Raw genomic sequence first — 15,620 nt, 5'->3', positions numbered from 1 at the left:
ATTAAATAAGTATTTGAACACATATAAAGCGTGTTACAAGCTTTATTGCAAGTAGGAGGGAAAAATTATGAGTCGTAAATGCGCCGTTTCTGGTCGTAGAACTAGAACTGGAAATAACCGTTCCCACGCGATGAACGCTACAAAACGTAAATTCAAAGCAAACGTACAAAAAGTTCGCGTAATGATTGACGGTAAACCACAAAAAGTTAACATTTCTGCACGTGAGCTTAAATCTGGTAAATTCCAGCGTGTGTAAGTCTCTTACACCATCAAAAAAAGCACCCTGTTAATGGGTGCTTTTTTTGTATGGATGAAATAACAGTAAAGAGGACAAATTATTCACTTCCTTGCACATACCAACCTAGGTGTCTTTCTTGAAGGTTCCTATTATAACACGTACGAAACCACCAATGAATCGTGGGAGTTTAATGGTATAAAACTTCATATGTTCCCCCTCCTCTAACATAGATCCACTATGGGCTAAACTAAGCCAGGATTTAATCCTCCTATTACATCTCGGCTCTTTACAAGTAATAATATGCCTTCCTCAAACGAAAAAGTACCTTTTTCTGAAATAAGCTTGTTAGATATACATAGCGTAGATCCCCATGTAACGGTGGCATTTTCAAGTGGATAATAGAAAGAAGAAAGAGTTAGTCCGCTCACTTCTGGTGTCAATGGTATGTAGGATATATGCGGATACCTATCGCTATGAGCAACCTCATGAAGGCCTGGCTCCTTCAATTCCACCCAGTTACCTTTATCAATAACGACACCTCTTATTTGCTTTTGATGCAAAGGATATAGCAGCTGGATATTAATTAGTTCATGGTCCAGTCGACCCCCGGTAACTCCGAACAAATACAGCACAGTAGGATTATACTTGTATGCTGTGCGGAGAGCGATCTCTAAATCTGTTTCATCTTTTTCTGCCGGGTATTCCTTAAATTGGTGTGCCTGCTCCATGATGTCGTCCTTCTCCTCGGCAGTGACAGAGTCAAAATCCCCCACTGCATGATTGGGAATAATACCCTGGTCCAGCAAGGATAATGATCCATGGTCAGCCCCAATCCAAATAATTTCCTCCTCTACATAAACAGTTAAATCTGGAATGTGCTCACGAGGACCTCCTCCAACGATAGCCACCTTTGTCATTGTTATCACTTTCCTTTCTAAGCATCCATTCCTCACGTATCCCTCTTTGAAACGTTCAAGCTCTTGCCCAATAATGCTGCATTTAGGATAAACGTTATAAAAAACTGCCTATTACTATAGGCAGTCAGAGTGTCGAGAAAGTCCCGTCGGTTCTTCTATGTGTGTATCGAGGCGATGTTGGCAAAACGACTCGCTTTGCATGGGCGTCCGCTGAGCCTCCTCGCTCCCTTCGGTCGCTGTGGGGTCTCACCTGTTCTCCTGTCCCATAGGAGTCTCGCCGTTTCGCCAACACCCATCGAATGATGAGTCTGAACCTCTTCTGCTGCCCTGAGGAAAGATAGCGATCAATATTTGCATGGAATCGGATCAGGGGCTTTTATTGTCGTTAGGTTCTGTTCCCATTACTTATCGCACAGTGGGGTGGAAATGGGCAGACTCGTCTGAGATATCCCACAGGGGCTATTTTCCGCCCCGCTAATCACAGTATTGGTAACAAAACCGCCCTCCATTCAGCCTGACTTCCTACAGTCCTGTACGTTATGCATCTTCTCGAATACTTTGAATGGCAGCTGCACGGTCCTCTTGGTTGAAAACAGCACTCCCTGCAACCAATACATCTGCTCCTGCTGCTTTACACTTTTTAGCTGTACCTGGTTTGACCCCTCCATCGATTTCAATCTCGAAGGAAAGACTTAGCTCTTCTCTCAAACTGTCTAACTGTTCAATTTTCGGTACCACGGAATCAATGAAGGATTGTCCTCCAAACCCAGGGTTTACCGTCATTAGAAGAACCATATCAATATCCTGCAATATGGGTCTAATTGTGTCCACCGGTGTAGCTGGGTTAAGGACAACCCCTGCTTTCACTCCCTCTTGTTTAATAAGCTGGATCGTGCGGTGAAGGTGGGGACATGCTTCCTGGTGTACAGTAATGATGTCTGCTCCGGCTTGAGCGAAAGCCTGTATATATTGATCAGGTTGCTCGATCATAAGGTGCACATCTAGAGGTAAAGATGTTACAGGTCGAATGGCATCTACAATTAAAGGTCCTATTGTAATATTCGGTACAAAATGGCCGTCCATTACATCCACATGAATGTAATCGGCCCCCCCTTGTTCTACGTCTTGAATTTCCGCTCCTAGAGCAGCAAAATCAGCAGATAAAATGGATGGAGCTATTTTAGTCATACATTAATACCTCGGCTTTCTCGTTTGGATTTCCTCAAAAAACTGTAAATAATCTTCATAACGGAAGGAAGCTATATCTCCGTCTTCCACAGCTTGTTTAACTGCACATTTCGGTTCTTTATGATGCAGACACATTCTGAATTTACAATGTTCTCCGTACTTTCTCATCTCAGGGAAACAGTCTGGTAACTCATCTAGTTCAATTTCGTTTAATTCTAACGAGCTAAATCCTGGTGTATCTGCAACAAGGCCGCCATACATTTCGATTAGCTCTACATGTCTCGTTGTATGTTTGCCTCGTCCAAGGCTTTTGGAAATATCGTTCGTTTCTAAATTTAATGTAGGCTTAAGTGCATTCAATATCGAGGACTTACCTACCCCTGATTGACCCGCGATAAGTGACGTATGATCCGCCAAATGATGAGCCAGTTCCTCCAGGCTATGCTCAATCTTAGAAGAACCCCATACGACTGTATATCCTAATGATTCATAGACGCTCTTATACTCTTCCATTTGTTCCATAGAAGCATCATCTAACAAATCCGTTTTCGTAAACACGATAATAGGACTCAATGATTTAGCCTCAACCAATACGAGAAATCGGTCGAGTAACAACGGCTTAAATTCAGGCTCTGCTACAGAAGCGACTATAATAGCCTGGTCTACATTTGCAATCGGAGGACGGACAAACTCATTTTTACGTTCTTTGATTTCGAGTATATATCCTTCATTATTCTCGTCCTTATCAAACGTTACATCATCTCCTACAACAGGGGTAATCTTCTTTTTTCGAAAATTCCCCCTGCCTTTGCAAGGATATACTTGACCTTCTGATTGCACGTAATAGAAGCCACTTAACGACTTGATAATTTTTCCTGTTGGCATTTAATTACTTTCACCCTCTTCGTATGGTACCGTTTCTTCTTTGTACACACTATCGTCTAACATCACTTTATATTTCGCTTTTTCACCATCCGCAATAGTAAGGTCAATCGTATAATCCGTTGTTTCGGATATAGTTTCCTCAATAGCTACCTGTGAATAATCGTTATTCATATCCTCTATATATACCTTTACAGAATACTCGTCCGCTTGCTTTTCCTTATCAGAGCCTTCTTGGTTATCCGATGAATCTCCATTTTGATTTTGGGAGTTATTCTCATTCTCTGGCACCTCTACCGTGAAGGAAACCTCTTTACTAACCGGCGGCTTCTCTTCCGGCCCCTGAGAAATATACACTTGAATTTCTGCACCACTGTTCACTTCTGTTAGAGCTTCTGGTTCTTGTCTAATAACAGTTCCTTCTTGGACAGTATCAGAGTATTCATATTGAGGCTCTTTAAGGGAAATTTTATCGTTTTGGTTCACATAATTTTTTACTTCCTCGAGTGTCATCCCCTCTAAGCTTTGAATGGTTACTTTTTCTGGACCGCTGCTCACTTCAAAAATAACATTCTCTTCACCAGGAATAACTTTCTCTCCAGGGGAAGGCTGTACATGCTCCATTATTTCCCCTTCTGGTATGTCTGAGGACGTTTGTGGAATAGCCCGAACGGAATACCCTTGCTCTTCTAGTATTTTCTTTACTTGAGAGAAGGTTTTACCGGTATAATCTTCAAATTCTACTTTTTCTTTTCCTAAGCTCGTATAAATCTTAATAGGAGCACCCTCTTTTATAGTAGAACCACTATCAGGGCTGGTTTTAACTACATTCCCCTCCTCTACATCACCAGAATACATCGTCTCCTGACTTACATCTAACTTCAGCTCACTCAATTTACTATACGCCTCTTCATAAGACATATCAGTTACGTCTGGCACTTCCACATCCTTTGGTATGAGAAGCTTTGGAATGAGAAATACTGCAAGAACCGCCACTAGTGCAATAACGGCAAGACTCCCAAACACCCAGCCTTTCCATTTTTTCTTCTTCTTCTTTTTGGCATCTTGGGCTGGCGGGGTTTCTGTGTGATTCGTATCATGCACAATTGTATTTTCTTTAGAATCGTGTTGACTGTACATGTCATTAGTAATTATGGGAATAGCCTTAGTTACTTCTTCATTGTCGTCGAAAGGTACTTCAAATTTCTGTTCCTGCTGTCTGTCTGGATGGAGTGCCGTTTCCAGATCATCTACCAGATCATAGATATCATCATATCGGTGAAAAGGATCTTTTGCTGTTGCTTTCAGGACTATATTCTCAACACTTTGAGGAATCATGGCATTCCAGCGCTTTAAGGAAGGTGTTTCGCTTTGCAGGTGTTTTAATGCAATGGATACTGCGGACTGGCCGGAAAATGGCAATCTCCCCGTCAATAGTTCAAATAATACGATACCGATAGAATAAATATCTGATTTTTTGGTAGCCATCCCCCCGCGAGCCTGTTCCGGTGACAAATAATGGACTGATCCTAAAACAGAATTGGTTTGTGTGAGAGACGTTGCACTGAGTGCCATAGCTATACCGAAGTCTGTTACTTTCACCTGCTTATATTCGTCTATCAATATGTTTTGTGGTTTTATGTCTCTATGTACGATGTCATTATCGTGGGCATGGGATATGGCAGAGGTAATTTGTTTTGTAATATCAAGTGCATCCTGTACTTCCACAGGTCCATAGGTTTGAATATATTGCTTCAAAGTCATTCCGTCTACATATTCCATGACCATATAGTATATGTGCTCTTCTTCTCCGACATCGAATATATTAACGATGTTCGGATGGGATAAACTTGTGGCAGAGTGGGCTTCCCTGCGAAACCTTGCGATAAATTCATCATCATTGTTGTATTCCAAACGAAGTACCTTAATAGCTACATCACGGTTTAATATGGTATCTGTTGCAAGATAGACGTTGGCCATACCACCTCCGCCAATCATTTCCTTAATTTCATACCGTTCATTTAAAAGGTGTCCCTTTAACATTAGGAAGCACCCTCTTTCTCATGTTCATCATGATGGACAATGACGAGGGTTATATTATCCTCTCCCCCACGCTCATTAGCAATATTAACTAGCTTGCTGGCGGCATCTTCAAGTACCATAGGCGTTTTCACAAAATCATAGAGCTCTTCGTCACTCATCTTGTTGGATAAGCCATCAGAGCATAATAGCAATTGGTTATCCGGGTCCCACGTTACTGTTCTAATATCAACCTCTGTATTTGCTTCCGTTCCTAGCGCTTTTAGCAATACGTTTTTCCTCGGATGGTGTTCGGCATCCTGAGGGGAAATTTGGCCCGTTCTTACTAATTCGTTAACAAGGGAATGGTCTTCCGTTACCTGTTTAAAGCCTGTACCATTAGCTAGGTAACACCGACTATCTCCTATATGGGCTACCGAAAAAAATTCATCTGTACAAATGACAGCTACTACTGTAGTTCCCATGCCATGACATTCCTCGTTATGAATAGCATGCTCATAAATTTCACTATTAACAGTTTTTATAGTATCCCTTAACCATGTCTCAGCTTGCTCAGGGGTATGAATAGCACTTGTGTCTAACCATTTATTATGTAGGGAGGAAGTAGCAATATTACTTGCTACATCTCCGGCACGGTGGCCACCCATACCATCAGCTACTACAGCTAAAATCTGGTGGTTTTGATTAAAAAACAAGCCTCCTGAATCCTCATTATGACTTCTTACTTGTCCTTTATCTGTTAAAAAATAACCATTCATGGGATTCACCTCGTCTCTCTTTTACGCTCCTTCGCGCGTAATTGACCACAGGCAGCATCAATATCATGCCCTTGTTCACGGCGAATAGTGGCGTTAATACCTTCATCCTTCAAAGTACGTTCAAATTCAAATATTTGACTTCTTTCCGTACGAACATAATTACGCTCTGGTACAAAGTTTACCGGGATAAGGTTGACGTGAATGTTTAAGTCATAATCCTTGATCAGATTAGCAAGATCCTTCGCTTCTTCTACAGAATCGTTCTCGCCTCCGAGCAGCCCATACTCAAATGTCACACGTCTTCCAGTCGTCTCATTATAATATTTAACCGATGGCAGTAATTTTTCTAGAGGATACGCCTTGTTAATCGGCATTAATTTGGACCGTCGTTCATTCGTTACGGCATGGAGGGAAACGGCAAAATTAATCTGCGTCTTCTCATCTGCAAAATCGTAAATGCGAGGGACAATCCCACTAGTAGATAACGTAATGTGACGTGCTCCAATATTTATCCCTTTATCATGATTAATAGTTCGTAGAAATGCTATGATCTCGTCATAATTATCAAACGGCTCTCCAATTCCCATCAATACGATTGAAGAAACACGCTCATTGCGCTCGTCTAATGCTTTTTGTACTTTAATTACCTGACTTACGATTTCTCCTGATTCCAATTGTCGTTTTAGTCCTCCTATAGAAGACGCACAAAACGTACAGCCTATTCGGCACCCTACCTGGCTGGTTACACAAACAGAGTAACCATAATCATGCTTCATGAGTACTGTTTCAATCGTATATCCATCATGCATTTCAAATAAAAATTTCATTGTTCTGCCGTCAGAGGATTTTTGCTCAACAACCGTTTCTAGGGTTGTAATGGAGAAAGAATTGTTTAATTTCTCTCGAAGCCCCTTGGAAAGGTTTGTCATCTCCTCAAAGTATTCTACTCGTTTCTGATATAACCACTCAAAAATCTGGGTGGCACGAAACTTAGGCTCCCCATTCTCAACTAACCAATTCTTTAGCTCTTCATGCGTTAGTGAATAGATGGAGTTCCCTTTATTTGGCCTTGTTTCTTTTTGCTTTTTTTTCTTCATTAATTCAGCCATGATGTTCACTCCTTCGTTGTATTCTCGTTATGAAAAATCCGTCTGTATCAAAATCCTGCGGGAATAATTGCAAGCCCCACTTAGTTCTACCAGGTAAATGCTGTGCCTCTACCGGAAGCTCATCGAAAAATGTTTCATCTATTTCAAAGTCAGGATGCTCTGTTAGAAAAGCTTTCACCACTTCTTCATTTTCTTTCTTGTCCACGGTACACGTACTATATACTAGTTTACCATTTAATTGTAGCAACAGACTAACCGATTCTAACAATTCATACTGTATTTTGGAAAGGGTGTCAATATCCTTCTCTGATTTAGCATACTTAATGTCCGGTTTGCCTCTTACTACACCAAGTCCTGAGCAAGGAGCATCTAATAAAATTCGATGAAACGATTCCGGTTCATGAAGGTTTGGCAGATTTCTTGCATCAGAAGCTCCCGTTATGATGGTAGTTAATCCAAGCTGCTCAGCCTTTTGCTTCACAAGTTCTACTTTCTTCTTATGGAGATCATAAGCATACACTTTTCCTGTATTGTTCATCTTTTCAGCTATATGAGTCGTCTTGCCTCCAGGTGCGCTGCAGGCATCGAGCACCATCATATTATCGTTCAGCTGAAGCATATCCCCGACTAGCATGGAGCTTTCATCCTGTACCGTCAATCCTCCGTTTTGAAACAAAGGATGATTCAAAATATTACCAGAGTAAATAGTTATCCCTTCCGCGGACAAATCGGTTGCTGCTGCTTCAAATCCATCTTCTTTAAGATGCTGTAACACCATTTCCCTGGAATACTTGGTGGTGTTCACCCGTACAGTCATCGTCCCTCGTTCCAGGTTTTTATGACACATCTGAGACGTTTGTTCCATCCCATACATAGCGACCCAGCGTTGGACCATCCATACCGGATGACTTGTCTCGGTTGCAAGACGTTCTATAGGGTCCTTTATTTGATCGAGAGAGGCTGGTCCTTTTCGCTGCAGATTTCGCAGCACGCCGTTTACCATGGAAACAATTCCTTTATGTCCTCTCTTTTTAGCAATTTCGGCAGATTCATGTAATACGGCATGATCTGGCACTCGTTCTAAATAAATCATCTGATAGCAAGACATATAAAGAAGCCAAAGCACCCAAGGCTTTAGCTTGTTCTTATTGTGAAGGAAAGGACTAAGGAAATAATCTAACGTATCTTTTCGCTGTATCGTGCCATATACTATCTCTGTCAACAGAGCAGTATCACGTTGACTAAGCCCCTTCTTTTGAATGGTTTGATTAATAAGAAGATGACTGAACCCTCCCTGTTCCCCAACCCGGGTAACAATGTCGAGGGCAGCCTCCCGTAGGTTTATATTACTCATGATCTTCTCCTAACATTTCACCAGTTTGTAGCGATTGCCCAGCACCACGAAGAAAGTCTCCTGCATCCATTCGTTTCTTACCGGAAGGTTGAATGTCCACAAGCTTAATACCATTCTGATCACCAGCAGCTACTACAAACCCGTCTTCATCTAAGCGCACTATTTCTCCTGGAGCTCCTGCAAAGGAACCAGTTACCTTTTCTCCCCACCACACCTTTAAAGGCTTATTTTGATAAGTTGTAAAGGCTACAGGCCATGGGTGTAATCCGCGGATATGATTGTAAATCGTCTCCGCATCCTGTTTCCAATCTATTTTTTCCTGCTCTCGTTTTATATTTGATGCAAATGTAACAAGGTGTTCATCTTGTCTTACAGGAGTAATCTCTCCCTCTAACAGCTTCGGTAATGTACTGCTAAGCAGCTCTGCTCCAATAACAGACAGTTTGTCATGGAGTGTTCCCACATGATCTGTCTCCTCAATAGCTACACTAGCCTGTGATAACACATCACCAGCATCAAGGGCTTCTACCATATACATAATAGAAATGCCCGTCTCTTTTTTACCTTGTAAAATGGCGTAGTGAATGGGAGCACCTCCACGCAATTCTGGCAGTAACGAAGCATGAACGTTAATACAGCCATATTGCGGAACCTCCAGTAATGCCTTCGGTAAAATTTGCCCAAATGCTGCAGTCACGATAAGGTCCGGATCAAAGGAGAGGATATCCTCATATTCCTTTTTGACCTTCTCGGGCTGTACCACAGGAATACCATGCTTCTCTGCTTCGACTTTTACTGGAGGAGGGGTAAGCGTTCGCTTTCTCCCTTTCGGTCTGTCTGGCTGTGTTACGACTGCTACGACGTTGTATTGATCTGTGATTAACTGCTGTAAAACCGGTACAGCGAAGTCCGGTGTGCCCATGAAAACTATACGCTTCATCATATGCACTCCTCTCTACATCATTTGATAAGGTTGAAAATCAACGGATATTTGTAAATCGTTTTGATTGATTTGGTCTTCATATAATTGAAATAACCGATTCATGGCTTTGTGAAGGCCAGGTTCATTTTTGTATTTTATCATGGTTTGATATCGATATCTATCTTTAATCCTTGCAAGAGGAGATGGGGATGGCCCAAGCACAACGGATTGTTCTGATAATTGCTCCTTTAGAAACTGAGTCATTTTTTGTGTTACATCCATTGTGTACAAATGGTTCCCATGTGATACCGTGATAAGCGTTAAAAAATAATAGGGTGGATACTGAAACATTTTCCTTACCTTCATTTCTTTTAGAAAAAAGGCCTCATAATCATATTGGCTGGCAAGATCGATACTATAATGCTCTGGAGTATAGCTTTGAATCACTACTTCGCCAGGGAGAGTGTGACGGCCTGCCCGGCCACTAACCTGTGTTAATAATTGAAAGGTCTTCTCTGCCGAACGAAAATCAGGCAAATGGAGCATGGCATCTGCAGCCAATACCCCCACTAGTGTAACATTGGCAAAATCCAGTCCTTTAGCTATCATCTGCGTTCCAAGCAAAATGTCTGCTTCCTGGTTGCCGAATTTCGTTAATAGCCTCTCGTGAGATCCTTTTCTGCGCGTTGTATCTACATCCATTCTGATGATTCGAGCTTCTGGAAGTAATTGCTGCAAGGATTCTTCAATTTTTTGGGTACCTGTACCAAAATACCGAATAGAATCACTTTCGCACGAAGGGCATTCTGTTGGCATAGCTTCCTCATAAGAGCAATAATGACATTTTAAGCGCTCTGATTTTCTATGATAGGTTAAAGCAATGTCACAATGCGGACACTCCATTACATGACCGCAATCCCGGCACATCACGAATGTTGAGTAACCTCTGCGATTAAGGAATAAAACAGTTTGTTCTCCTTTTTGGAGTCTATCCTCCATTTTTTCAAATAAGTCTCTGGAGAACATAGAACGATTGCCAGCATGAAGTTCTTCTCTCATATCAATTCGTTCCACTTGAGGCATAGAAGCATTGTTCATCCGTTTAGGAAGTGACAACAAAGTATATACTCCTTTTTGAGCTCTTGCATAGGACTCCAATGTTGGCGTTGCACTGCCTAAAACAACTGGGCATGTATGATGCTTTGCTCGATAGATTGCAACGTCTCTAGCATGGTATCTTGGATAATCTTCCTGCTTATAACTTGATTCATGCTCCTCGTCTATGATGACAATACCAAGGTTTTCAAAAGGTGCAAAAATGGCAGACCGCGCCCCCACTACTACTTGGACTTCTTTGCGTTGAACTTTCCGCCATTCATCGAATTTTTCCCCTTTCGATAGAGCACTATGAAGTACTGCTACTCTTGATCCGAATCTCCCCTTAAATCGCTCTACCATTTGTGGAGTTAAAGCAATTTCCGGAACGAGTACAATCGCTTCCTGACCTTTATCTAGGACATGCTGGATAGATTGTAAATACACTTCCGTTTTTCCGCTTCCGGTCACTCCATGCAGCAAAAAGGTTTCGTGTGTATGATTGCTAATGGATGTATGGATGGGGTCAATAGCAGCAGCTTGTTCTTCCGTTAAGGGGAAGGGAGTCGTTGGCTGGTATTCTCGATCTTGATAAGGGTCTCGATACACTTCTCTTTGGATAGTTTGTAATACTCCTTTGTCTAACAAAGGTTTTAAGGAAGCTCTCGTTGTAGATAAACGATGTAATAACTCCTTTTGCTTTATTTCCCCCGGATGCTCTAGGAAGAAGGCAATAATTTGCCGTTGCTTCTTCGCTTGAGGAGGCATCGTTGCATACTTTTCTTCCAGCTCCATTTCTTCTAAAGCATTAGTTATATACGTTTCTGTTTTTTTTGTTTCTTTACTATTTACTTGATAGTGGATTTCCAATATGCCTTCTTTTACAGCCTTTTGAATAGCCGAATACGAAACGTTATGCTCTTGTATTTCTTCGTATGGTATTACTCCCCTGCCTGCAAACAAGGATTCAAGCTGAGGTGAAAGCTCCTCCACTTCTGCAAGCAGCCATAATTCCTTATCATATTTTGCCTTTAACACTTGAGGAAGCATTGCTTGAAACGCAGAAACATAAAAGCACAGGGTCGATTCAGCCAGCCATTTGCCCACATCCAATAACTCTTTTGTCAATACAGGAGTTAAATCTAGTACATCCTGAACGTTCTTTAATTTATTTAACTTGGATTCTGAAGTGATGTCGAGGACAAATCCCATTATTTTTCTTGGGCCAAAGGGAACAATAACCCTCATACCAACAGTAAGTACATCTTGATATTTATCTGGGATAGTGTAATCAAACAAACGGTTTGTTTGACTAGTCGGAACATCCACAATGACACGGGCTATCTTCACTATCGATCATCCTTTAGCTCTTTAGCAACCTGCTGTAGAATGGCTTTCGCTACGTCATTCTTAGATTGTAGTGGTAAATCTATTGTATTCCCACTCTTCGACACATAGGTTACTTTATTCGTATCTCCACTGAAGCCCGCCCCAGCTTCGGTAATGTTATTAATAACAATAGCGTCCAGCCTCTTTTTCTCGAGCTTTTGCTTTCCATATTCCAATGGTTTCGTTGTTTCCGCTGCAAAGCCCACTAGGAATTGATGCTTCTTCTTTTCCCCGAGCGTCTGCAGAATATCTTTTGTGCGTTCCAGCTCTAGCACCAGATTATCTCCTTGCTTCTTTAATTTCTCATTAAAAGGATGTTTTGGTCGATAATCTGCTACTGCCGCTGCTTTAATAACAACATCTTGATTTGGATATGCTTCCATTACTGCATCATACATATCTGCAGCCGATTCAACGGAAATATGCTTTACACCAGCAGGCACCTCTAAATTCGCAGGACCTGAAATAAGAGTGACTTCAGCACCTAGCTGCACAGCTTGTCTCGCAATAGCATAGCCCATCTTTCCGGAGGAATGGTTCGTAAAATATCGAACAGGGTCCACTTTTTCCTTGGTCGGTCCCGCGGTAATGAGGATTCGTTTCTTATGAAAGGTTGTCCTCTTGTTTAATTGCTCTTCTATTACTCGAACGATGGTTTCTGGTTCTTCCAGCCGTCCTTTACCTACATAACCACAGGCTAAATACCCTTCCCCTGGCTCGATAAATTGGTAGCCATCCTGCTCTAGCTGGAGCAGGTTACGCTGCACTGCTGGATGGGCATACATATGAACGTTCATCGCCGGAGCAACATAAACAGGCGCTTCACTAGCAAGTAATGTAGTAGAAAGCATATCATCCGCAATACCGTTAGCAAGCTTACCTAGTAAATTTGCTGTTGCAGGTGCCAGCACAATGAGATCTGCCCAATCCGCCACATCTATGTGTGCAATTTGCTCAGGGATTTTCTCATCGAACGTATCTGTGTACACTGGGTTACGTGATAGAGCCTGAAACGTTAACGGCGTTACGAATTCCTGTGCACTATCTGTCATAATAACGGTGACATTTGCTCCTGCTTGAACAAGCTTGCTCGTTAGTGCACACGCTTTATAGGCTGCGATGCCACCAGAAACCCCAAGTACGACTTTTTTCCCTCGTAAATTCATGTATATAACCTCCGCATCCTTCACGATAATGTATATAATCAGTTCTTAATGTAATCGTATTTCTATTGTAAACGGCAAGGGTCAAGATATAAAATTTGATGATTAGGTAACGCTAATTTTTAGTATGTATGTTTTACCTACAAACAAAAATAACAACCTAAAAAGGTTGTTATTCCTGCTCTTCGTTATCATCCCAAAAGTCGTTTGTGAAGTCGAGTTTACCGCTATTAATTTCTTCCAACGCTACCCCAACATAACTTTCTGAATCAAAGTCTTCCAACAAATATTTCTTCGTATCTTGCATCTGACGCGCACGACGTGCTGACAACGTCACAAGAGTGTATTTTGAGTTAATGTTCTTCAAAAGAGAATCAATGGATGGTTCTAGCATCATGATTCATCACGCTCCAATGCTTTTTTATATTGTATTGCCACACGTTCGCGTTTACAATGTTCACTTCGAACGATGGATTGTATCGTTTGTACAGCAGTACTTACTTGATCATTGACTACTACATAATCGTAGTAATCCATCATTTCAATTTCCTTCTTTGCTGCAGCTAATCGATTGGTAACTTTATCCTCTGTTTCTGTCCCACGACTAATAATTCGGTCTTTTAATTCTTCGAGGCTTGGTGGGATAAGGAATACAAATACACCCTCTGGAAAGTTCTCCTTCACTTGAAGCGCCCCTTGCACTTCAATTTCCAGAAAAACGTCATTCCCATTATCAAGCTGCTCTTCTACGTAATCTTTTGGTGTACCATAATAATTCCCTACATACTGGGCATACTCAATCATTTTATTATTTTCAATCATATCTTCAAACTCTTGCTTCGTCTTGAAGAAATAATCGATCCCATCTACTTCCCCTTCTCTTGGAGGGCGAGTAGTCATGGATATAGAATATTTTAATTCTGTGTCCAAATCGAAGAGCGATTTTCTTACCGTTCCTTTTCCCACTCCGGAGGGGCCAGATAGAATAAATAAAATACCTTTTTCTTCAATCACAATTGCGTCCTACCCTTCGTCTGACATATCATCATTACTAATTACACGACCGCCGACTGTTTCCGGCTGTACGGCAGATAATACGACATGATCACTATCAGTTATAATTACCGCTCTTGTGCGGCGGCCATATGTAGCATCTACTAATTTATTGTTATCTCTTGCCACAGTTATAATACGTTTCACTGGTGCTGATTCTGGTGAAACAATTGAAATAATACGATTTGCGGAAACAACATTCCCAAATCCGATGTTGATTAGTCGTAAGCTCACGATGGCTCCTCCTTCGTCTTTCCAAAACAACCTCTTTGAGATAGTCAATACTATAATTATATGAGAAACTATAGCCTAAACTCAATGATTATTCAACATTTTGTACTTGTTCTTTAATTTTTTCGAGTTCACTTTTTAATTGAACGACCCATTCACCTGTACTACCATCAGTTGATTTCGACCCAATTGTGTTTGCTTCCCGATGCATTTCTTGAACAATAAAGTCAAGCTGTCTGCCAATTGCTTCTTCCCCTTCAAGCCTTATCTGAAACTGCTTCACATGACTGGCTAATCGGGTAATCTCTTCCGAAATATCTCCTTTTTCAGCAAGGAGAGCAACCTCCTGATAGATCCTGGAATCTTCCCTTGTATCTTCCTGAAAATATTCCTGTATTCTTTCTAAAATGCGTTTTCTCGATTGCTCTAGCACTAAATATCGATGGTTCTCTAAACGCTCCAGGAGGTCAGAAATGAATTCAAGCCTATTTTCTACATCCTTACGCAAAGCTTCCCCTTCACTATTACGCATCGTGAGAGCCTGATTACATGCTTCTTGAAGAGCGTAAATTATGTGCTCATCTAACTCTCCTAGCCCCTGCTCCTTCTCCATTATTTCAAAAATAGAACTTTGAGACGCAATCGTATTAACATCGAGCGTTCCGGAGAGGTTATATTTCCTTTTCGCTGCATGAATCTTCTCTACTAGTTGACCTAGCACATCCCAGTCAACTACTAATTCCCTATCAGTATATCCATCGCCATCTATCGTAACATAGACATCCACTCTACCGCGAGAGAAGGATTGCTGTACCGTTTTCTTTATTTGATCCTCTATATACAATAGGGAACGAGGTATTTTAGCAGAAACATCCAAAAAACGATGATTGACCGTTCTAACTTCAACTATTATATCCGTAGATTGTTCGTTTATCACTGATCGACCATATCCCGTCATACTACGAACCATATTCCGTCACATCCTCTAACCGTATTTCTATGTTTTTTACGAAATCAATTTTAATGTTATCTTACCATGAAAAACAGCGCGTTTATAGAACTCCCTACCTGTATTGTTCATAACATTTACCTTTTAAATGCTTCGATTATACATACATTGAATAGTATAGGCAACTATCCATGCTTACATCACATGTGTATTTAGACTAATAAGAACGTTTCATATAAAAGAAGCTCCTTTTCCGATAGAAGGATAAGGAGCTTCGTTAGGGTATTTTTCTTTGTCTATTTCATTCCATACATAATGCCAATCGATTCCCA

16 protein-coding genes are annotated in these 15,620 nt (G+C 41.2%); 1 reads left to right on the top strand and 15 read right to left on the bottom strand.

Features of this window, described 5'->3' with window-relative positions; translation table 11 throughout:
- The first annotated feature begins 67 nt into the window (after window positions 1-67).
- Window positions 68-256, top strand: coding sequence for a 50S ribosomal protein L28 (gene rpmB, locus ACFFGV_RS10970; protein WP_377347699.1), 189 nt, complete (start codon window positions 68-70; stop codon window positions 254-256).
- A gap of 105 nt (window positions 257-361) precedes the next feature.
- Here rpmB and spoVM read toward each other — a convergent pair whose 3' ends face one another.
- From spoVM to ACFFGV_RS10895, 15 genes are all read right to left on the bottom strand, one after another.
- The gene (gene spoVM / locus ACFFGV_RS10965; protein ID WP_377347945.1) at window positions 362-445 is read right to left on the bottom strand and encodes a stage V sporulation protein SpoVM; all 84 of its coding nucleotides are present in this window, start codon (window positions 443-445) and stop codon (window positions 362-364) included.
- A 35-nt stretch (window positions 446-480) separates the two neighbouring features.
- On the bottom strand, window positions 481-1,155 hold the full coding sequence (locus tag ACFFGV_RS10960) for a thiamine diphosphokinase (protein WP_377347697.1): 675 nt from the start codon (window positions 1,153-1,155) through the stop codon (window positions 481-483).
- 537 nt (window positions 1,156-1,692) lie between these two features.
- A complete protein-coding gene (rpe, locus tag ACFFGV_RS10955) occupies window positions 1,693-2,343 on the bottom strand; it encodes a ribulose-phosphate 3-epimerase (protein WP_377347695.1) in 651 nt (216 codons plus the stop codon).
- Between the two features lie 3 nt (window positions 2,344-2,346).
- Window positions 2,347-3,228 carry a ribosome small subunit-dependent GTPase A gene (gene rsgA / locus ACFFGV_RS10950; protein WP_377347693.1) on the bottom strand — a complete coding sequence of 294 codons (882 nt, stop codon included), beginning with the start codon at window positions 3,226-3,228 and terminating at the stop codon, window positions 2,347-2,349.
- Window positions 3,229-5,268: a Stk1 family PASTA domain-containing Ser/Thr kinase gene (gene pknB, locus ACFFGV_RS10945; protein ID WP_377347691.1), complete on the bottom strand. Its 2,040-nt coding sequence runs from the start codon at window positions 5,266-5,268 to the stop codon at window positions 3,229-3,231.
- A complete protein-coding gene (locus ACFFGV_RS10940; RefSeq protein WP_377347688.1) occupies window positions 5,268-6,023 on the bottom strand; it encodes a Stp1/IreP family PP2C-type Ser/Thr phosphatase in 756 nt (251 codons plus the stop codon). The genes pknB and ACFFGV_RS10940 overlap by 1 nt, the downstream gene beginning before the upstream one ends.
- A 5-nt stretch (window positions 6,024-6,028) precedes the next feature.
- On the bottom strand, window positions 6,029-7,120 hold the full coding sequence (gene rlmN / locus ACFFGV_RS10935) for a dual-specificity RNA methyltransferase RlmN (RefSeq protein WP_377347943.1): 1,092 nt from the start codon (window positions 7,118-7,120) through the stop codon (window positions 6,029-6,031).
- A 4-nt stretch (window positions 7,121-7,124) separates the two neighbouring features.
- Entirely contained in the window at window positions 7,125-8,486 is a 1,362-nt protein-coding gene (gene rsmB / locus ACFFGV_RS10930; protein ID WP_377347686.1) for a 16S rRNA (cytosine(967)-C(5))-methyltransferase RsmB, read from the bottom strand.
- Entirely contained in the window at window positions 8,479-9,426 is a 948-nt protein-coding gene (fmt, locus tag ACFFGV_RS10925) for a methionyl-tRNA formyltransferase (RefSeq protein ID WP_377347685.1), read from the bottom strand. Before fmt ends, rsmB begins: the two co-directional genes overlap by 8 nt.
- A gap of 15 nt (window positions 9,427-9,441) precedes the next feature.
- The gene (gene priA, locus ACFFGV_RS10920; protein WP_377347683.1) at window positions 9,442-11,853 is read right to left on the bottom strand and encodes a primosomal protein N'; all 2,412 of its coding nucleotides are present in this window, start codon (window positions 11,851-11,853) and stop codon (window positions 9,442-9,444) included.
- Window positions 11,853-13,058 (bottom strand): bifunctional phosphopantothenoylcysteine decarboxylase/phosphopantothenate--cysteine ligase CoaBC, encoded by a 1,206-nt coding sequence (gene coaBC / locus ACFFGV_RS10915; RefSeq protein ID WP_377347681.1) that lies wholly within the window; start codon window positions 13,056-13,058, stop codon window positions 11,853-11,855. The genes priA and coaBC overlap by 1 nt, the downstream gene beginning before the upstream one ends.
- Before the next feature lie 169 nt (window positions 13,059-13,227).
- Window positions 13,228-13,452 carry a DNA-directed RNA polymerase subunit omega gene (gene rpoZ, locus ACFFGV_RS10910; RefSeq protein ID WP_377347679.1) on the bottom strand — a complete coding sequence of 75 codons (225 nt, stop codon included), beginning with the start codon at window positions 13,450-13,452 and terminating at the stop codon, window positions 13,228-13,230.
- On the bottom strand, window positions 13,449-14,069 hold the full coding sequence (gene gmk, locus ACFFGV_RS10905; protein ID WP_377347677.1) for a guanylate kinase: 621 nt from the start codon (window positions 14,067-14,069) through the stop codon (window positions 13,449-13,451). The genes rpoZ and gmk overlap by 4 nt, the downstream gene beginning before the upstream one ends.
- Window positions 14,070-14,078: 9 nt before the next feature.
- Window positions 14,079-14,342 (bottom strand): extracellular matrix/biofilm regulator RemA, encoded by a 264-nt coding sequence (gene remA, locus ACFFGV_RS10900; protein WP_036832099.1) that lies wholly within the window; start codon window positions 14,340-14,342, stop codon window positions 14,079-14,081.
- Window positions 14,343-14,430: 88 nt separating this feature from the next.
- Window positions 14,431-15,309, bottom strand: a complete 879-nt coding sequence (locus ACFFGV_RS10895; RefSeq protein WP_377347674.1) for a YicC/YloC family endoribonuclease — start codon at window positions 15,307-15,309, stop codon at window positions 14,431-14,433.
- Window positions 15,310-15,620: the final 311 nt, after the last annotated feature.

The organism is Pontibacillus salicampi (genome assembly GCF_042434395.1).
Lineage (GTDB): Bacteria > Bacillota > Bacilli > Bacillales > BH030062 > Pontibacillus > Pontibacillus salicampi.
Note: the sequence above shows the minus strand (reverse complement) of the source record. Positions and strands in the feature narration are given on the sequence as shown.

Coding starts and splice junctions, on each gene's coding strand:
- rpmB (WP_377347699.1), top strand. CDS start 68: ATGAGTCGTAAATGCGCCGTTTCTGGTCGTAGAACTAGAACTGGAAAT.
- spoVM (WP_377347945.1), bottom strand. CDS start 445: ATGAAGTTTTATACCATTAAACTCCCACGATTCATTGGTGGTTTCGTA.
- ACFFGV_RS10960 (WP_377347697.1), bottom strand. CDS start 1,155: ATGACAAAGGTGGCTATCGTTGGAGGAGGTCCTCGTGAGCACATTCCA.
- rpe (WP_377347695.1), bottom strand. CDS start 2,343: ATGACTAAAATAGCTCCATCCATTTTATCTGCTGATTTTGCTGCTCTA.
- rsgA (WP_377347693.1), bottom strand. CDS start 3,228: ATGCCAACAGGAAAAATTATCAAGTCGTTAAGTGGCTTCTATTACGTG.
- pknB (WP_377347691.1), bottom strand. CDS start 5,268: ATGTTAAAGGGACACCTTTTAAATGAACGGTATGAAATTAAGGAAATG.
- ACFFGV_RS10940 (WP_377347688.1), bottom strand. CDS start 6,023: ATGAATGGTTATTTTTTAACAGATAAAGGACAAGTAAGAAGTCATAAT.
- rlmN (WP_377347943.1), bottom strand. CDS start 7,120: ATGAAGAAAAAAAAGCAAAAAGAAACAAGGCCAAATAAAGGGAACTCC.
- rsmB (WP_377347686.1), bottom strand. CDS start 8,486: ATGAGTAATATAAACCTACGGGAGGCTGCCCTCGACATTGTTACCCGG.
- fmt (WP_377347685.1), bottom strand. CDS start 9,426: ATGAAGCGTATAGTTTTCATGGGCACACCGGACTTCGCTGTACCGGTT.
- coaBC (WP_377347681.1), bottom strand. CDS start 13,058: ATGAATTTACGAGGGAAAAAAGTCGTACTTGGGGTTTCTGGTGGCATC.
- rpoZ (WP_377347679.1), bottom strand. CDS start 13,452: ATGATGCTAGAACCATCCATTGATTCTCTTTTGAAGAACATTAACTCA.
- ACFFGV_RS10895 (WP_377347674.1), bottom strand. CDS start 15,309: ATGGTTCGTAGTATGACGGGATATGGTCGATCAGTGATAAACGAACAA.